Origin of the sequence: Pseudomonas sp. Irchel 3H9, assembly GCF_900187495.1 — a bacterium.
GTDB lineage: Bacteria > Pseudomonadota > Gammaproteobacteria > Pseudomonadales > Pseudomonadaceae > Aquipseudomonas > Aquipseudomonas sivasensis.
In genome coordinates this window covers 37,630-54,878 of record NZ_FYDK01000007.1, presented here as the reverse complement: position 1 = coordinate 54,878, position 17,249 = coordinate 37,630, and the positions used below count along the sequence as shown (strand labels likewise).

15 protein-coding genes are annotated in these 17,249 nt (G+C 61.2%); 6 read left to right on the top strand and 9 right to left on the bottom strand.

From position 1 onward, the window contains the following. Window positions 1-23 precede the first annotated feature (23 nt). Window positions 24-914, top strand: a complete 891-nt coding sequence (locus tag CKW32_RS22510; RefSeq protein WP_032890559.1) for a triacylglycerol lipase — start codon at window positions 24-26, stop codon at window positions 912-914. On the opposite strand, the gene CKW32_RS22505 is transcribed toward CKW32_RS22510, so the two are convergent. Then, complete coding sequence (locus CKW32_RS22505; RefSeq protein ID WP_095186048.1) at window positions 911-1,789, bottom strand: DMT family transporter; 879 nt, start codon at window positions 1,787-1,789, stop codon at window positions 911-913. The genes CKW32_RS22510 and CKW32_RS22505 overlap by 4 nt on opposite strands. A gap of 97 nt (window positions 1,790-1,886) precedes the next feature. On the opposite strand from CKW32_RS22505, the gene CKW32_RS22500 reads away from it, so the two are divergent. The 3 genes from CKW32_RS22500 (at window position 1,887) to CKW32_RS22490 (ending at window position 4,204) form a co-directional block, all read left to right on the top strand. Next, window positions 1,887-2,675, top strand: a complete 789-nt coding sequence (locus CKW32_RS22500) for a helix-turn-helix transcriptional regulator (protein ID WP_032890562.1) — start codon at window positions 1,887-1,889, stop codon at window positions 2,673-2,675. A 70-nt stretch (window positions 2,676-2,745) separates the two neighbouring features. After that, complete coding sequence (locus tag CKW32_RS22495) at window positions 2,746-3,045, top strand: PsiF family protein (RefSeq protein ID WP_017849707.1); 300 nt, start codon at window positions 2,746-2,748, stop codon at window positions 3,043-3,045. Between the two features lie 145 nt (window positions 3,046-3,190). After that, window positions 3,191-4,204, top strand: a complete 1,014-nt coding sequence (locus CKW32_RS22490) for an AI-2E family transporter (RefSeq protein ID WP_032890564.1) — start codon at window positions 3,191-3,193, stop codon at window positions 4,202-4,204. Between the two features lie 139 nt (window positions 4,205-4,343). Here the strand turns inward: CKW32_RS22490 and CKW32_RS22485 are convergent, their stop codons facing one another. Then, a complete protein-coding gene (locus tag CKW32_RS22485) occupies window positions 4,344-5,612 on the bottom strand; it encodes an Hsp70 family protein (RefSeq protein ID WP_095186047.1) in 1,269 nt (422 codons plus the stop codon). A gap of 238 nt (window positions 5,613-5,850) precedes the next feature. Here CKW32_RS22485 and CKW32_RS22480 point away from each other — a divergent pair, with 238 nt between their 5' ends. Further along, the gene (locus CKW32_RS22480) at window positions 5,851-6,789 is read left to right on the top strand and encodes a DnaJ C-terminal domain-containing protein (protein ID WP_032890568.1); all 939 of its coding nucleotides are present in this window, start codon (window positions 5,851-5,853) and stop codon (window positions 6,787-6,789) included. A 99-nt stretch (window positions 6,790-6,888) separates the two neighbouring features. Further along, on the top strand, window positions 6,889-12,006 hold the full coding sequence (locus CKW32_RS22475; protein ID WP_256585353.1) for a dermonecrotic toxin domain-containing protein: 5,118 nt from the start codon (window positions 6,889-6,891) through the stop codon (window positions 12,004-12,006). A 20-nt stretch (window positions 12,007-12,026) separates the two neighbouring features. On the opposite strand, the gene ureC is transcribed toward CKW32_RS22475, so the two are convergent. The 7 genes from ureC to urtE all read right to left on the bottom strand — a co-directional run bounded on the left by ureC (window position 12,027) and on the right by urtE (window position 17,239). Then, window positions 12,027-13,727, bottom strand: coding sequence for an urease subunit alpha (gene ureC, locus CKW32_RS22470; protein WP_032890570.1), 1,701 nt, complete (start codon window positions 13,725-13,727; stop codon window positions 12,027-12,029). Window positions 13,728-13,861: 134 nt separating this feature from the next. Further along, window positions 13,862-14,167 (bottom strand): urease subunit beta, encoded by a 306-nt coding sequence (locus tag CKW32_RS22465; protein ID WP_032890572.1) that lies wholly within the window; start codon window positions 14,165-14,167, stop codon window positions 13,862-13,864. After that, entirely contained in the window at window positions 14,164-14,697 is a 534-nt protein-coding gene (locus tag CKW32_RS22460) for an N-acetyltransferase (protein WP_032890574.1), read from the bottom strand. Before CKW32_RS22460 ends, CKW32_RS22465 begins: the two co-directional genes overlap by 4 nt. A gap of 3 nt (window positions 14,698-14,700) precedes the next feature. Then, entirely contained in the window at window positions 14,701-15,213 is a 513-nt protein-coding gene (locus CKW32_RS22455) for a GNAT family N-acetyltransferase (RefSeq protein ID WP_095186046.1), read from the bottom strand. A 9-nt stretch (window positions 15,214-15,222) separates the two neighbouring features. Further along, on the bottom strand, window positions 15,223-15,525 hold the full coding sequence (gene ureA / locus CKW32_RS22450) for an urease subunit gamma (RefSeq protein ID WP_003171437.1): 303 nt from the start codon (window positions 15,523-15,525) through the stop codon (window positions 15,223-15,225). A gap of 144 nt (window positions 15,526-15,669) precedes the next feature. Next, window positions 15,670-16,509, bottom strand: a complete 840-nt coding sequence (locus tag CKW32_RS22445; RefSeq protein ID WP_032890578.1) for an urease accessory protein UreD — start codon at window positions 16,507-16,509, stop codon at window positions 15,670-15,672. Window positions 16,510-16,540: 31 nt separating this feature from the next. Then, on the bottom strand, window positions 16,541-17,239 hold the full coding sequence (gene urtE / locus CKW32_RS22440; protein ID WP_032890580.1) for an urea ABC transporter ATP-binding subunit UrtE: 699 nt from the start codon (window positions 17,237-17,239) through the stop codon (window positions 16,541-16,543). Between the last annotated feature and the right edge of the window lie 10 nt (window positions 17,240-17,249).

The following is a 17,249-nucleotide window of genomic DNA, read 5'->3' as shown; positions in this document are numbered from 1 at the left end:
CGCGCTGCGAGGATATTCGCTTCATGTCACAGTCGTTGGCCACACGCTATCCCCTGGTATTGGTGCCCGGCATGCTCGGATTTGTGCGCATCGGGTTTTTCCCCTACTGGTATGGCATCGTCCCGGCTTTGCGGGCTGGTGGGGCTCAGGTATTCCCGATACAGGTGGCACCGCTGGACTCCAGCGAGGTGCGTGGCGAGCAACTGCTGGTGCAGATCGAGCGCATACGCCGCGAGACTGGGGCGGAAAAGGTCAACTTGATCGGCCATAGCCAAGGCTCACTGACTGCGCGCTATGCAGCAGCCCTGCGCCCGGATTGGGTGGCGTCGGTGACTTCGGTGGCCGGGCCGAACCACGGTTCTGAGCTGGCGGACCATATCCACACGCATTACCCCATCGACGGCGCCAAGGGCCGGATCATGAGCGCGCTGTTTCACCTGGTCGCCTGGGTGATGGGTGTGCTGGAAACCGGTTATCGCGGGCCGCGCTTCAAGGCGGATCTGCAGGCGTCTCACCATTCCCTCACCAGTGAAGGTGTGGCTTTGTTCAATCGCCGGTATCCCCAAGGCTTACCCGAGACATGGGGCGGGCAGGGTGCGGAGGTGGTCAACGGCGTGCGCTATTACTCGTGGTCCGGCACGTTGCAGCCGGGCATCACGGATCGGGGCCGTAATTTGTTTGATGGTACCCACCGCAGTTGCCGCTTGTTCGCCCGCAGCTTTGTGCGGGAAAAGGGCCAGTGTGATGGCATGGTCGGGCGCTACAGCTCACACCTGGGCACGGTGATTGGCGATGATTTTGCCTTGGACCATTTTGATATCGTCAATCAGTCCATGGGGCTGGTGGGCAAGGGCGCCGAGCCGATCCGATTGTTTGTGGAGCATGCCCGGCGCTTGAAAGCGGCGGGTGTTTAAGCCAGGCGGCGCACCGGTGTGGTCCAGCGCTCCGACAAGATCACCCCGCCCAAGGTCAGCAAACCGCCCACCAGGTGATACAACGCCAGTTCCTCCTTCAATACCACCGCTGCAATCAACGCGGTAATCAACGGCAGCAGGTTGAAAAACAGCGTGGTACGGCTTGGTCCCAAGGTCTTCACCGAGTGCATCCACGCCAACGGCGCGAGCATCGACGCCAGTAAACACGCGTACAGCACCAGTGGGATATTTGCCCAGCCCAGGCCGGTTTTGGCCGAGAACAGGAACAGCGGAAACAACACCACCACCGCCACCAGTATCTGCAAATACAGCAACACCAACGGCGGCAGGCGCAGCTGCCATTTTTTCAGCAAGGTGCTGTAGACCGCGTAGGCCAGTGTGGCGACCAGCATCATGGCGTCGCCCAGGTTGACCCCGTGTTGCAACAGCGCGCCCAGGCTGCCGGACGACACCACCACGACCACACCGGCAAACGACAGCACAGCCCCGGTGAGTGCGCCGAAGGTCAGGCGTTGGCCGAGGCTGATGATCGCTGCTGTCAGGGCCATCAACGGCATCAGCGACAGGATGATGCCCATGTTGGTGGCGGTGGTCAGGGAGGCGGCGTAATACGCCAGGCTTTGGTACACGGCCATGCCCAGCACGCCGAGGATGACGATCTTGCCCAGATTCGGGCGGATCTGCGCCCAGTGAGCGATCACCGGCTTGAGCATGAACGGCGTGAACAGTAGCGCCGCCAGCAGCCAGCGGTAAAAACCGATCTCCGACGGGAAAATCGAGCCCACGGCCAGTTTGTTGACCACGGTGTTGCCGGCCCAGATAAAAATGGCCAGCAGGGGATACGCGTACTGCATCGAAAGAAACCAAGTGTGTTGATGAAGGGGGATTATCCCCTGTCTGGATCGAAGCCTATACTGCGATCCAGACAACTCACCTTTGCATCCAGACAATATGGCCCGACACACCGTACGCCTCGCCGATTTCCGTAGCTTGCCCAGCCCGGTCTACTTCCGTTATTCCGACTTTGCCCCTGACACCGAGTGCACGCCGCACCAGCACTTCTGGGGCTCGCTGGATTACTCCGCCAGCGGTGTGATGCGCATGGAAGTGGCCGGTAACCGCTTTATGTCGCCGCCGCAGTACGCGGTCTGGATCCCGCCCAATACTGAGCACAGCTCCTACAACGCCCAGGCGATTGTCTATCACTCGGTCGGCCTGGCCCCCGAGCTCTGCGAGCAACTGCCACAACAGCCTTGCACACTGGCGATCAGCGACATTCTCAAGGCGATCCTGCGCGACTTCGCCCGGCGTGACGTGAATATTCCGCATTCCGAAGCCGATATCCGCCTGGCCCAAGTATTGGTGGATCAACTGCGGCAGGCACCGATCCACGACGGTTTCCTGCCCTACGCCCGCCGCCCAGGGCTGCTTGGCGTTCTGGAAGGTATGCAGGCCGACCCCGGCGATAACCGCCCGCTGGCGCAATGGGCTGAACAGGTGCATGTGAGCGAACGCACCCTGGCGCGCCAGTTTGTGCGCGAGTTGGGCATGAGCTTCGGTGAATGGCGCCAGCGTCTGCGCTACCTGGCGGCCATCGAAGCCCTCGACAGCGAACGCAGCGTGCAGCAGGTGGCGTTCGACCTCGGCTACAGCACCGCCTCGGCGTTTATCGCGATGTTCCAGCGCCATGCCGGCTGCACGCCGGAGCAGTACCGCCGGACGAATATTCGCTGTGGATGAAGATGTAACAGGCTTTGACTACACTGCGGATAGGCCATGCCCATCGGCGTGGTAACAGGGAGAAAACTCCATGAAGATGCTGCGTATTCCGTTATTGATGATGGGCTTGCTGCTGTGTTCCCAAGGCTTTGCCGCCACTGCCCAGCAAAACAAAATGACCACCTGCAATGCTGAGGCCACCACCAAGACGCTCAAGGGCGACGAGCGCAAGGCGTTCATGAAAACCTGCCTGTCGGCCCCGGCTGCCAATGACGCCAAGACCCTGACGCCGCAGCAGCAGAAGATGAAGGATTGCAATGCGTCGGCGAAAACCAAAGCGCTGACCGGCGATGCGCGCAAGACGTTCATGAGCACCTGCCTCAAAGGTTGATCACGATTTCGTAGGTGCTGAAGATTAAAAGTGGGAGGGGAGGTGCCCCTCTCACACTTGATCGCATTCACAACCTATCCACTCGCTTGATTCTCTGAAGGCTGGCAGACTGCCCATCCTTTAACGCCGTTCGTTTTGAGGCTGTATGCCAACGTTTTCTCAGCGTCATGTGTTGTTGCTGGCCAGCTACATCATCATTTTCGGCGGACTGCTGCTGGTGCTGCCGCTGAAATTGCTGCCCAGCCTGCTGGCCGGTTTGTTGGTCTATGAACTGGTCAACATGCTCACCCCCCAACTGCAACGGCTGATCGAAGGCCGCCGCGCGCGCTGGCTGGCAGTGGCGTTGCTCGGGACCCTGATTGTCAGCGTGCTTGCGCTGATCTTCGCCGGCGCCATTAGCTTCCTGCTCCACGAAGCGGAAAATCCCGGGGCTTCCCTCGACAAATTCATGGGCGTGGTCGACCGTGCGCGGGGCCAACTTCCGCCATTCCTCGACGCCTACCTGCCGGCCAGCGCCGCCGAATTCCGTGTGGCCATCGGTGAGTGGCTGAGCAAACACCTGAGCGAGCTGCAACTGGTGGGCAAAGACGCCGCGCACATGTTCGTCACCCTGCTGATCGGCATGGTGCTCGGCGCGATCATCGCCCTGCAGCGCGTGCCTGACCTGACCAAGCGCAAGCCCCTGGCGGCGGCGCTGTTCGACCGCCTGCACCTGCTGGTCCAGGCCTTTCGCAACATCGTCTTCGCTCAGATCAAGATCGCCGCGCTCAACACCGCCTTCACCGCCATATTCCTCGCCGTGGTGCTGCCGCTGTGTGGCATTCACCTGCCGCTGACCAAAACCCTGATCGTGCTGACCTTCCTGCTCGGCCTGCTGCCGGTGATCGGCAACCTGATGTCCAACACCCTGATCACCATCGTCGCGCTGTCGCTGTCGATCTGGGTGGCAGTGGCGGCGTTGGGCTATTTAATCGTGATCCACAAGGTCGAGTACTTCCTCAATGCGCGCATTGTTGGCGGGCAGATCAGTGCCAAGTCGTGGGAATTGCTGCTCGCGATGTTGGTGTTTGAAGCCGCATTCGGTCTGCCGGGCGTGGTGGCGGGGCCGATCTACTATGCGTATCTGAAGAGTGAGCTGAAACTGGGTGGGATGGTTTAAGGCGTGTTGTGCCTGGGTGGGCGCCATCGGGGGCAAGCCCCCTCCAATTTACTGTGTTTACACATATAGATTTGTGAATACAGTCAGTGTGGGAGGGGGCTTGCCCCCGATGAAGTCACCACCGTATTTCAGGTGAAACTCAGCAGCCGTACCGCTTGCTCGCCTCAATCGCCAGACCGCTGCCGATGCTGCCAAAGATATTGCCTTCCACATGCCGCGCATTCGGCAGCATCGCCGAGATGCTGTGGCGCAGCGCCGGAATGCCGCTGGAACCGCCGGTAAAGAACACCGTGTCCACTTGCGCCACGGTCACGGAAGCGTCGTTGAGCAGTTGCGTCACGCTGCCGCGCACACGCTCCAGCAGGGCGTCGATGGACGATTCGAACAGCGCCCGGCTCAAGTCGACGCTCAGGCCCGCTTCGATACGGTCCAGCGCCACATGGCGGCTGTCTGCGTGGGTCAGCTGGATCTTGGTTTCTTCCACTTCCATCGCCAGCCAGTGCCCGGCGCGCTGTTCGATCAACTTGAACAGGCGGTCGATGCCGCCGGTGTCTTCGATGTCATAGCGCATGCTGCCCAGGGCCAGCTGGGATTTTTGCGAGTACACCGAGTTGATGGTGTGCCAGGTCGCCAGGTTCATGTGGTGACTGGTGGGCATGTAGGCGCCACTTTTCATACGGCTGCCGTAGCCGAACAGCGGCATCATGCCTTGCAGGCTCAGTTGCTTATCGAAGTCGGTACCGCCGATATGCACGCCGCCGGTGGCGAGGATGTCGTCGTGGCGGTTGTCGTTGTGACGGCGGTCGGGCGACAGGCGCACCAGGGAGAAGTCGGACGTACCCCCGCCGATGTCGACGATCAGCACCAACTCTTCTTTCTCGATGGTGGACTCGTAGTCGAACGCGGCGGCAATTGGTTCGTACTGGAACGAGATGTCCTTGAAGCCGATCTTGCGCGCCACATCCACCAGAGTGTTTTCCGCTTCCTGGTCGGCCATCGGATCGTCATCGACGAAGAACACCGGGCGGCCCAGTACCACTTCTTCGAACTCGCGGCCGGCGTTGGCTTCGGCGCGGCTCTTGAGCTGGCCGATAAACAGTGCCAGCAGGTCGGTGAACGGCATTGCCGTGCCCAGCACGCTGGTGTCGTGCTTGATCAGCTTGGAACCCAGCAGGCTCTTGAGCGAGCGCATCAGGCGGCCTTCGTAGTTTTCCAGGTACTCGTGCAGCGCCAGGCGACCGTATACCGGGCGGCGCTCCTCGAAGTTGAAGAACACCACCGACGGCAGGGTGATCTTGTCGTCCTCCAGCGCGATAAGCGTCTCCTCGCCGGGGCGGATCCAGCCGACCGTGGAGTTGGACGTGCCAAAGTCGATACCACAAGCACGGGCTGGGGATGGGTTTTTCATGTCTATCGGGTTCCGGTCGAAAAACGGCCGCGCAGTGTATGCCAGTCGAAGGCGGATGCGTAGGCCGACCATCCGTTAAATCGTGCTTGAAAGTGTGGGATTTGCCCCCACATCTGGTGCATACGGCAAGTGCCGATAAAACTCTGACGTACCCCCAGGCCACAAGACTCAACAGGTGCAAAGCAGCGCACGTTGTGCCCAGGGCTGTGCGATCTCGATGAAGGATGGTGAACCGCCGATGGATTTCAAAGACTATTACAAGATATTGGGTGTCGAGCCGAGCGCCGATGACAAGGAAATCAAGGCCGCCTATCGCAAACTCGCGCGTAAATATCACCCCGATGTGAGCAAGGAAAAAGACGCCGAAGCCAAGTTCAAGGACGCGTCTGAAGCCTATGAAGCGCTCAAGAGCGCCGATAAGCGCGCCGAATACGATGAACTGCGCAAATACGGCCAGCACGGCCAGCCGTTCCAGGGGCCACCGGGCTGGCAGAGCCGTGGCGGCTTTGGCGGCGGCGGGCAGGGCGAGGACTTTTCGGACTTCTTCAGTTCGATCTTCGGTAACCGTGGCGATGCTTTCGGCGGCGGCCAGCGCCGTCCGGCCGGGCGTAAAGGCCAGGATGTCGAGATGCAACTGACGGTGTCGCTTGAAGAAACGCTGTCCACCGAGTCCAAGCAGATCAGCTTCCAGGTGCCGCAATACGACGCCTCGGGCCGGCATGTGAGCAACACCACCAAGAGCCTGAACGTGAAGATCCCCGCCGGTGTGACCGACGGCGAGCGCATCCGCCTCAAGGCTCAGGGCGCGCCGGGCATCGGCGGTGGGGCCAACGGCGATCTGTACCTGATCATCAAGTTTGCGCCCCATAGCAAGTTTGAAGTGGATGGCGAAAACCTGATCATCAACCTGCCGCTGGCGCCGTGGGAACTGGCGCTGGGCACTGAAGTGGCCGTACCGACGCTGACCGGCAAAATCAACCTCAAGGTGCCGGCTGGCAGCCAGAACGGCCAGCGCATGCGCGCCAAGGGCCACGGCTTGCTGAACAAGGCGGGCCAGCGCGGTTACCTGTTCGTGCAGCTCAAGGCTGTGATGCCCAAAGCTGCAGACGACGAGGTCAAGGCCTTGTGGCAAGCGCTGGCGGAGAAAGCCGCGTTCAACCCGCGCGAACAGTTCTGAACTGACGCAAAAGCGCCAAACGGCACAACTATATGTGCCTTTTGGCGCAAGGGCGTTCGATAGGCTGAGGGCTTAATTCCTGGCCACGGATGAGCCCAAATGCCAAACATACCTTCGCCCGCTTCTTCCTCGCCCGGCTATAGCGGAGTGCATTACGACTTCCTGAAAAGCCGCGTCCCTTCCTGGTTTCTGCAGGCGCCCAAGCAGCGCCAGCAAGAGTTGGCCGACCACTCGCTGAAACTGCCGGATTGGTACCTGAAAGCCGACTCGGCAGGTCGAGCCAGCCTCGCGGTCGCTCACACCCGCTTCCGCGCCGCTCAGCGCGACCTCGAAGACAACCTTGCCCGCATTGACGACGTGCTCGATTTCGCCGAACCGCTGCTTAAAGCGCAGATTCAGCAACGTTTCAACATGGACCTGGATGTCAGGCAGGTGTACTTCGCCCGCAAGTACACCCCCGGAAAAGAGCAAGCTGCCTTTGGTGGATTTTTTACCGTCGATCAAACCAGCAGTCCGGATGCCAATTACCGTTATCGCGGCGTAACGCTGCTTGAAGCCGCCCTGGCCAACTTCGAGCCTTCTGAAGAACAACCCTTGAGTTGCCGCGATTGCTCGATCATCACTCGATTCAGCGCGTTCGAAGGGGAGGTGATCCCGGGGTTCGACGTTCTGCAGGATCAAGCCGTGGCCATCCTGCCCCACGAGTTTGCCCAGCTGTGTCGCTCGTTGAACGTGGGTAAGTTGTATCAGGAGCATCTCAAGGCGGTGCTTGAGCCGCAGGATCAAACCCAGCGCACCACATTGGAGAACCAATTGCATGCGCACCAACGCCAGCAATTTACCCTGAGTCTCGATATTGCCAGCCGGCAACGGTTGGCTGACGCCAACGGGAGAGCGGGTGTGAGTGCCAGCGCACGGCGGATGCTCGATCAGGTGCTCAGCGGCTCGCGCAACGCTTACCTCGATGGCAGCCCGGTCACGTTTGCGGCGTTGAAAATCTTCGGCATTGTGCTCGTCGGGCCATTGCTGATCGGGCCAGAGCGCCTGAGCAGTGTCGATGCCGAGCGGGTGGTGGTGTATATCCCCAACGATCCGCAGCAGCCGATGCGCGAATATGCCTCCGGCGACGCGTTCATGGCCGATTTGAGAGCGCGTCTGCACAGCATCGCCTACCGCCGTTTCTTCAGCCAGTTCATCCCCGTGCAGCATCAAGGTGAGTTCTTTCAGCAACTCAACAAGCTCTATCAACCAAAGGAAAGCGACGACACGCAGACGGATTTCGTACTGCAAGCCGAGCCCGCCAGATTGCCGATCGAAGCGTTCGAGATCACCGGCGACGTGTGGATCGGACAGCGTCAGGCGCATATGCGCAAGCTGCTCAGCGATGCCAGGGCGGTGGCCGTGCCCACCGGCGACGAGGACGCGCAGGCGCGGGCCAGGCGCATGGCAGGTTTCCTGGACGCGGTGCTCAATGTATTCAACCTGGCGGCGTTTGTGGTGCCGGGGCTTGGACCGATCATGCTGGCGGTGGGCGCTGGGCAGATGATGACTGACGTGTTCCATGGCATCGAGGCGTATGAACAGGGTGAAATCAAAGAGATGTGGCGCTGCTTTTCCTCGGTAGCGCTCAATGCTGCATTTTTTGCCGCGGGCGCTGCGGTATTGCCGCATGTTCAATGGTCGGGCCAGGTCGAAAGCCTGAGAAACGTACGCCTGCCCACAGGCGGGAAGACCCTTTGGCGTCCACGACTCGACGGTTATGAACTACCGGATTACGAGCCGCAGGGGCAAGCAGATGAGCACGGTGTGTACCGCCAGAATGGACAACCGGTGCTCGCTATTGAGGGCAAGCATTACCGTATTGTCGAGGACGCCACCACCGGGCATTACCGTATCCAGCACCCGACGCGAGCAGAGGCCTACCAGCCGTTGCTGCGCCACAACAACCAGGGCAGGTGGCTGCATGAGGCCGACCGGCCCCAGGAGTGGACAGGGGCGACGCTGATGCGGCGTATCGGCCCTGCGATGGAGGGCTTCAGCGACGAGGAGCTTGAGCAGATCCGTCAGGTCAGCGATGTCCACGAGGACCAGTTGCGTAGAGTGCACGCGCAAAGTGAGCCGGTGCCGGCGGTGTTGCTGGACACCGCGCAGCAATTTCGCGCCTACGGGCAGGCGAAGGAACTCAACCGGCAGATCACGGCTGGACGTCTCTCTGCCGAGTTGACCGGTTATGCCGCCAGCCTGGTCACAGAGCTTGCCCATTGGCCGGCCAGCACGGGTATTGACGTGTTGGGAGAGGACGGGCTCGACACTTCGGCGGTGCGCTATGGCAACCGGCTGGCGACGGGGCGGGACCTGATCCGGATCAGCCGTGCCGAGCTGATGCAGGGCCAGCTGTCCAGGCGCATTGTCGAGCACCTCAGCCACGAACAGTTAACGCCACTGTTGGGTGAGCGTACAGGGCTCGACACCCCGTCGCGTGCGGCGGAATTGACTCGCCGCCTGGCGGAGTATGCGGCCACCCAGCACACCCGGCTGTTCAAAAGCCTGTACAGCGAGCGCCTTGCGCCTAAAAGCCCCGCCGTGCAGGTTTTGCAGCGCGACTTCAAGCGCTTGCCGAGCCTGATCGCCCAGGAACTGCTGGACTCGGCTTCCCCCAAAGAGCTGGAATTCATCACTGCCAAGGGGCGACTCCCCTTACGGCTGGCCGAAGAGGCGCGCAAGCTGCAGGCGCAGATGCGTCTGTTGCACGCTTATGAAGGGTTGTATCTGGAGCGGCTGGACAACCCGGATACCGAAACCCTGGTGCTGCACTCCCTGGAAAACCTGCCCGGCTGGCACGACAACATCCGGCTTGAAGTGCGCGAGGGCTCGTTCGATGGCAGCTTGCGCGCGGTGTTTGGCCCCGAGGACGCAGGCCAGCGCAAAGTGCTGGCGCGTGTGGCTGATGGGCTTTATCAACCCTTCGATGAAGAGGGCAATGAACTACACGGTACCGACAGCTTGTATAGAGCGTTGCAGCACGCCTTGCCCGATGCCCATCGCAACGCGATCAGCCTGCCCCATGTCGGCCAAGGTGATCAGTTGCATGCGTTGGTCATTCAGCGGGCGCTGCCACGGGATGCCTTAAGCAACGCCTTGCGCATGGCGCCGCGGAACAAGCCGTTCTTCAGGTTCCCGCAGCGCGCACCGAGCGGCCAGCCGGGCTATCCGTTGAGCGGACGCGGGGTGGGCGGAGTTGAGGGCACTTTCCGTCGTCGGCTGCGAACGCTTTACCCCAGTTTGACGGAGGAGCAGGTTGAGGCCTTTCTGCAGGACCGCAGCCTCACCGACGACGCCTGGCTGCGTGCGTTGGAGCGTGATTTCGCAGACCTTGAAGAGACGTTTTACAACTGGCTTTTGAAGGGGCCGAGAACGCCGTCGATTTTGCGCGCACGGTACCGGATTGTGGATGCCATCATGAACGCCTGGAGAATGACCGGCGAGCCGGACATAGATCCCCTCGGTAACGTGCGAGGGCAGCGGATCAATCTGCGAGGCGGCGCTCGCGACCAGCAGCGGATGCTCGGGGCGCAGCTGGCAACCCTGCCAGAGCTGCCAGGCAACTTCGATCATGTCACCAACCTGCAGGTGACCCGGTGCGACCTGACCAACCAGGGCGCGCGTTTTCTGTCGGCGTTCCGCAGGGTGCGGCTGTTGGACCTGAGCGAAAATCGCTTGACTGTCCTGCCGCCCGCCCTTGCGAACATGCCGTTCATGGAAGGGCTGGACCTGGCCGATAACGCCTTGGTTCTGACGGCAGAGACCGCGCAGCACATCAACAATATGACCCGACTGATTTCGCTGACACTGGCCGGTAACCCCATCGGTGAGTGGTTGAACCTCAAGCGCCTGCGTTTTCTGCAATGGCTGGAACTGGCGGGCTGCGGTTTGAAGGCACTGCCGGCGGGCCTTTTCGCCCACCCCAGGCCGCGAGGTTTTGTTCTGGACCTGACCGGCAATCCAATCACTGAAATGCCTGATGTGGCGCCGGGCTCGGACAGGGCAGAGATCATCGCCAGAATCGTGGTGACCCGTGAGTTGCTGGCGCCTGAGGCACTCGATCGGCTCAAGCTCTATATAGAGTCCATCGGGATGGATGCCGGGCGACGTTTTCCCCCCAGGGGCGTGCAGGACAGCGCCCATTGGATGGCCGGCCTGACGCAACAGGAGTGGGTGGTGAAAGCCCGCTACTGGGACGCGGTCGAGGAGCTTGAAGGCAGCGAGCCGTTTTTCAATGAACTGCGCAAACTGAACGAATCTTCCGATGCGGGAACGCCTGAATACAGGAACGATTTGACAGCCAAGGTGTGGCGCATGATCGAGGCCATGCATGAAGACAGTGTGCTGTGTGACACCTTGTTCAAAATGGCCGCTGCACCCACCACGTGTGTCGACGCCGGGGCCCAGTTGTTCAATGCCATGGGCGGGGAGGTGCTGGTGTCCCAAGCCAACGCAATTCCCAATGTCGAGCTGAAAAAAATCGAACTGCTGGACCTGGCCAGGGGGCGCGCAAGGCTCCATGAGTTGGGTCGGATCGCTCAAGCGAGAGTCAACGAACTGCTCGCGCAGGGTCGCAATTTTCCTCAATATGACGCGCAGGGTGAGTTGGTGCGGCAGTACGACGCCCAGGGAAATGCGCTGCGCAGCATCGACGAAGTCGAGATATACCTGGCCTATGCCACACGGCTGGCCGGGCGTCTGGATTTACCCTGGCAGTCCAAGAGCATGATGTTCAACGAGCCGGATGTCACAAGCGCGATGGTGGACGAGGCTTACCTGCGTGTGCGGGCGTTGGAGGAAGGCGACCAGCTACGCAACCAGATCGTGGAGGAACCCTTTTGGGCCAACTTCGTCGAGTCGTTGAACCCCGAACCCTTCAAGGTGCTGCAGGTCAGGGGCGATGACTTGATCAGTTTGCAGGTCGCTCAACAGGAATGGGCGAATGACGGCGATCTTTCGCCGCAGCAAAAGCAAGCGCTGCGCAAGACGATCGATACCACGGTGCTGGCGCTGGGCAAATCGTCGGTGAACTCCGTGCCGGGGTACGTGATGAGTGACGAGGAGTATTTCTCCGACATCAGCGCCGTGCAAAAGGCGCGCTTGCAACTGCTCTACACCATGACCGATCAAATCATGGGCCGCAGCCCGCAACCCGCTCAGGGCAGCGAAGCTTGAGCCCATGAGCGGGTGACGATTCAGAATAGGAAGTAACGCTGTGCCATCGGCAGCACGTCCGCCGGTTCGCACCACAGCAGCACACCATCGGCCTTGACCTGATAGGTCTGCGGATCCACTTCGATTTCCGGTAGGTAATCGTTGTGGATCAGGTCGGTTTTTTGCACATCGCGACAGCCCTTAACCACCGCGATCTGCTTCTTCAAACCCAGGGCGTCGGGCAATCCGGCGTCCAGCGCGGCCTGGCTGATAAAGGTCAGGCTGGTGGCGTGCAACGAGCTGCCAAAGCTGGCGAACATCGGGCGGTAGTGCACGGGTTGCGGGGTGGGGATTGACGCGTTGGCGTCGCCCATCAGGCTGGAGGCAATTGCGCCGCCCTTGAGAATCAGGGTCGGCTTGATGCCAAAGAACGCCGGCCGCCACAGCACCAGGTCAGCCCATTTCCCCACCTCGATGGAACCGACGATATGGCTGATGCCATGGGTGATCGCCGGGTTGATGGTGTACTTGGCGATGTACCGTTTGGCGCGGAAATTGTCGTTGCCGGCGCCATCGCCCGGCAGCGGGCCGCGCTGTTTTTTCATCTTGTCGGCGGTTTGCCAGGTGCGCGTGATCACTTCGCCCACGCGGCCCATGGCCTGGCTGTCGGAGCTGATCATCGAGAACGCGCCGAGGTCGTGCAGGATGTCTTCGGCGGCGATGGTCTCGCGGCGGATGCGGCTTTCAGCGAAGGCCACGTCTTCGGCAATGCTCGGGTCCAGGTGATGGCAGACCATCAACATGTCCAAGTGCTCATCGATGGTATTGCGCGTGAACGGCCGCGTCGGGTTGGTCGAACTTGGCAGTACGTTGGGGAAGCCGCAGGCCTTGATGATGTCCGGCGCATGGCCGCCACCGGCACCTTCGGTGTGGTAGGTGTGAATGGTGCGACCCTTGAGCGCGGCGAGGGTGGTTTCGACGAAGCCGGACTCGTTGAGGGTGTCGCTGTGGATCGCCACCTGCACGTCGTACTGGTCGGCGACGCTCAGGCAGTTGTCGATGCTGGCGGGCGTGGTGCCCCAGTCTTCGTGCAGCTTCAAACCGATGGCGCCGGCCTTGACCTGCTCGATCAACGGCTCCGGCAAGCTGGCGTTGCCCTTGCCGGTAAAACCGATGTTCATCGGGAATGAATCACTGGCCTGAAGCATGCGTGCCAGGTGCCACGGGCCCGACGTGCAGGTGGTGGCGTTGGTGCCGGTGGCCGGGCCGGTACCGCCGCCGATCATGGTGGTGACGCCGCTGGTCAGTGCTTCCTCGATCTGCTGCGGGCAGATGAAGTGCACATGGGAATCGATGCCGCCGGCGGTGAGGATCATGCCTTCACCGGCGATCACTTCGGTGCTGGCGCCGATGGCCATGGTCACGCCCGGCTGGATGTCCGGGTTGCCGGCCTTGCCGATGGCGTGGATACGACCGTTCTTCAGGCCGACATCGGCTTTGACGATGCCCCAGTGATCAATGATCAGCGCGTTGGTGATCAGGGTGTCCACCACTTCATGGGCGAGCAACTGACTCTGGCCCTGGCCGTCGCGGATCACTTTGCCGCCGCCGAATTTGACTTCTTCGCCGTAGACGGTGAAGTCCTGTTCGACTTCGACGAACAGCTCGGTGTCGGCCAGGCGGACCTTGTCACCGACGGTGGGGCCGTACATGTCGGCGTAGGCTTGGCGGCTGATTTTCATAGGTGTGTGCCCTGAGAAGAATGTGTTGAATGTGACACCGCTATCGGGGGCAAGCCCCCTCCCACCTTTGATGTGTGAACACATTCAAATGTGGGAGGGGCGGTGCGACGATTCGACTTGCCCCCGATGAGGCCCTAAAGATCGCCCATGACCCGCCCGGCAAACCCGAATACCCGCCGTCCGCCGCTCAAATCGACCAACTCGATCTCACGGCTCTGCCCCGGCTCAAACCGTACCGCCGTGCCCGCCGGAATATTCAGGCGCATGCCGCGGCTTGCCGCACGGTCAAACGTCAGCGCGTCATTAGTTTCGAAAAAGTGATAGTGCGAGCCCACCTGGATCGGCCGGTCGCCGCTGTTGGCCACGCTGAGCGTGATGGTGCGACGGCCGACGTTGAGTTCGATCTCGCCGGGCTGGATCTGATATTCGCCAGGAATCATGCAGGTTGCCCCAGGGTCTTGAAGTAGATGGCGGTCGGGCTGTAGCGCCCGTCCGGGCTTTGGCAGTAATCGGGCAGTTCGCCGATCTTGGTGTAGCGCAGCGCCTGGTAGAACGCTTCGGCCCCGGAGCCGGCTTCGGTGTCCAGGTACAGCAGGCCGCGCTTGTGCTGGCGTGCGGCAAGTTCCAGGGTGTGCATCAGTTGTTGGCCGAGGCCGTGGCGGCGCGCACTGCTGTGCACCAGCAGCTTTTGCACCTCGGCGCGGTTCAGGCCATTGGCTTTCTGGCACAGCGCCAATTGCACGCTGGCCTGCACCTGTTCGTCACGCACCACCACCCACAGCAGCAGGCTGGCGTCTTCGATGCTCGACTGAACGCCGCGCAGATACTCGCGGGCCTGGGCTTCATCGAAGTCGGCCATAAAACCCACCGATGCGCCGTGCTTGACCGCGTCCAGCAACAGCTCAATCAGGCCCTCGCGGTAATGGGCAAAACTCTCTGCATTGACTCGACGCAGTTGCGCAGCGCTCATCGATCACTCCTTGGGCGGTTCGGCGCCCGGGTTCAAGGCCAGTTGCATAAAGGTCAGGTCGAGCCAGCGACCAAATTTGATACCCACCTGCGGCATTTGCCCGGTGGTGATAAACCCCAGGCGCTCATGCAGGCGGATCGAAGCCTGGTTGCCGCTTTCGATGGCGGCGACCATCACGTACTTGCCGCCTATGCGCGCGCGTTCGATCAAGGCCGCCATCAACTGCGGGCCAAGGCCTTTGCCACGCTGGTCGTTACGCACATACACCGAGTGCTCGACGCTGTAGCGAAAGCCTTCGAAAGGGCGCCAGTCGCCAAACGAGGCGTAGCCGGTGACTTCATCGTGCTCGACCGATACCAGGATCGGATACGCCTGGGCCTGACGCGCGTTAAACCATGCCAAGCGGTTGGCCAGGTCTACCGGTTGTTCGTTCCAGATCGCCGTGGTGTTGCGTACCGCATCGTTGTAGATGTCGCGGATGGCTGGCAGGTCGCTTTCAATTGCATCACGAATCATGACCGGGCCTCAGGCGATGGGTTGGTGGACGGTGACCAGTTTGGTGCCGTCCGGGAAGGTCGCTTCCACCTGGATATCCGGGATCATTTCCGGGATGCCTTCCATCACCTGTTCACGGCTGAGCAGGGTGGTGCCGTAGTGCATCAAGTCGGCAACGGTGCGGCCATCGCGGGCGCCTTCCATCAAGGCGGCGGAGATATAGGCGATGGTTTCCGGGTAGTTGAGCTTCACCCCGCGCGCCAGGCGGCGTTCGGCCACTAAGCCTGCGGTGAAGATCAGCAGTTTGTCTTTTTCCCGTGGGGTCAGGTCCATGGTTCAAGGTCCTTCAAACATCATTCATAAAAACACCGCAGATCCCCTGTGGGAGGGGGCTTGCCCCCGATGGGGAATGCCAGGCAATACATCTGTCACTGACCCACCGCTATCGGGAGCAAGCCCCCTCCCACATGTTGATCTTCATGTGCTCCAGATTCGTGGTGCGACCGCCTCTCGCCCAAACAGAGCGGGACGTAACAATTTCCATAAATCAATCAACCATCCCCGCGCCAGCAGCGCTTCACTGGCCAGGCAGCGGGCGACCAGCAAGCCGGGTAATTGGGTCAGGTCGCCGCGTACTGCATTCGGCAGAGCGCGGCATTGCTCAAGCAATTCAGGGGTGATTTCGCCAGTCACCAACAGGGTGGCAAATACCGGCTGCCCGTCCAGGCCGATAGGCGAGTCGAGCAACCCATCGGCGCCGACAATGCGCTGGCGTTCATGCCAGAGCAACTGGCCGTCGCGGCGGATATCCAGGTGCGATTGAAAGTGCCCCAAGTCGAAGCGCTCGCCACTGGCCGGACGGCCCAGGGCGATCACGTCCCAGTAGAACAATCGGGCATCGCCTTGCAGGTCGATGCGCGTGGTGAGTTCGGCCTGGGCAGCGCTGAATACGATGGTTTCCTGGGGCAGCCATTCCAGGGTGGCGCCGGCTTCGACAGTCAGTTCGAGTTGCTGAAAGGCCGGGCCGCTGGCGCGGTACCACTTGGCCGCGCCAGGGCTGGTCAATTGGGCCCAGGCGCCCTCGGCGACGTGGGCGCTGATGTCCAGGCGATCCCCACCGGCAATCCCGCCGGGCGGGTGCACGATGATGTGCTGGCACACCTCGGGGCCTTCGGCATACAGGTGCTTTTGCACCCGCAGCGGGCCGAGGTGGCGGCGCATCACCGGGCGCGTGGTGTCGCCGAAACGCGCATAGCCGAGTTCCAGCTCGGCGTGCCAGCTGGGGGTGAACAGGGCAGGGGTAACGGGCAGGTTCATGTCTTTATGCTTATCGTTAGGACGCTACAGATTAGATGGTTACGAGACCGCGTACACCCTCGCTTTCCATATTTTCTCCACGGCCTTGCTGCACGATTTCGCCCCGTGACATCACCAGGTACTGGTCGGCCAGTTCAGCGGCGAAGTCGTAGAACTGTTCCACCAACAGAATCGCCATATCGCCCTGCGCTGCGAGCTTTTTGATCACGGCGCCGATCTCCTTGATCACCGACGGTTGGATGCCTTCGGTAGGCTCATCGAGAATCAACAGGCGTGGGCGGCTGGCGAGGGCTCTCCCGATAGCAAGCTGTTGCTGCTGGCCGCCGGATAAGTCACCGCCGCGCCGATGCTTCATTTGCAGTAATACCGGGAACAGTTCGTAGATAAACGCCGGCACTTCCTTGGCCTCGGAACCCGGGAAGCGCGACAGGCCCATCAACAAGTTTTCTTCCACCGTCAGCCGCCCGAAAATCTCCCGGCCTTGAGGCACGTAGGCGATACCGGCGTGCACGCGCTGGTGCGGTTTGAAACCGGTGATGGCCTTGCCTTCCCAGTTCACCGCACCCTCTTTGGCGGGCAGCAACCCCATCAAACACTTGAGCAGGGTGGTCTTGCCCACGCCATTACGGCCGAGCAGGCAGGTGACTTCGCCGATCTTCACGTCAAACGAGAGCCCGCGCAGGATGTGGCTACCGCCGTAATACTGGTGCAGCTTGTCGACTTGCAGCATGTTCAAACCC

Excerpts from the sequence above, each read along its gene's own strand:
- CKW32_RS22495 (WP_017849707.1), top strand. The coding sequence starts at position 2,746 with ATGAAGATGCTGCGTATTCCGTTATTGATGATGGGCTTGCTGCTGTGT.
- CKW32_RS22445 (WP_032890578.1), bottom strand. The coding sequence starts at position 16,509 with ATGAACCTGCCCGTTACCCCTGCCCTGTTCACCCCCAGCTGGCACGCC.
- CKW32_RS22480 (WP_032890568.1), top strand. The coding sequence starts at position 5,851 with ATGGATTTCAAAGACTATTACAAGATATTGGGTGTCGAGCCGAGCGCC.
- CKW32_RS22505 (WP_095186048.1), bottom strand. The coding sequence starts at position 1,789 with ATGCAGTACGCGTATCCCCTGCTGGCCATTTTTATCTGGGCCGGCAAC.
- ureC (WP_032890570.1), bottom strand. The coding sequence starts at position 13,727 with ATGAAAATCAGCCGCCAAGCCTACGCCGACATGTACGGCCCCACCGTC.
- CKW32_RS22455 (WP_095186046.1), bottom strand. The coding sequence starts at position 15,213 with ATGATTCGTGATGCAATTGAAAGCGACCTGCCAGCCATCCGCGACATC.
- CKW32_RS22490 (WP_032890564.1), top strand. The coding sequence starts at position 3,191 with ATGCCAACGTTTTCTCAGCGTCATGTGTTGTTGCTGGCCAGCTACATC.
- CKW32_RS22510 (WP_032890559.1), top strand. The coding sequence starts at position 24 with ATGTCACAGTCGTTGGCCACACGCTATCCCCTGGTATTGGTGCCCGGC.
- ureA (WP_003171437.1), bottom strand. The coding sequence starts at position 15,525 with ATGGACCTGACCCCACGGGAAAAAGACAAACTGCTGATCTTCACCGCA.
- urtE (WP_032890580.1), bottom strand. The coding sequence starts at position 17,239 with ATGCTGCAAGTCGACAAGCTGCACCAGTATTACGGCGGTAGCCACATC.
- CKW32_RS22475 (WP_256585353.1), top strand. The coding sequence starts at position 6,889 with ATGCCAAACATACCTTCGCCCGCTTCTTCCTCGCCCGGCTATAGCGGA.
- CKW32_RS22485 (WP_095186047.1), bottom strand. The coding sequence starts at position 5,612 with ATGAAAAACCCATCCCCAGCCCGTGCTTGTGGTATCGACTTTGGCACG.
- CKW32_RS22460 (WP_032890574.1), bottom strand. The coding sequence starts at position 14,697 with ATGAGCGCTGCGCAACTGCGTCGAGTCAATGCAGAGAGTTTTGCCCAT.
- CKW32_RS22500 (WP_032890562.1), top strand. The coding sequence starts at position 1,887 with ATGGCCCGACACACCGTACGCCTCGCCGATTTCCGTAGCTTGCCCAGC.
- CKW32_RS22465 (WP_032890572.1), bottom strand. The coding sequence starts at position 14,167 with ATGATTCCTGGCGAATATCAGATCCAGCCCGGCGAGATCGAACTCAAC.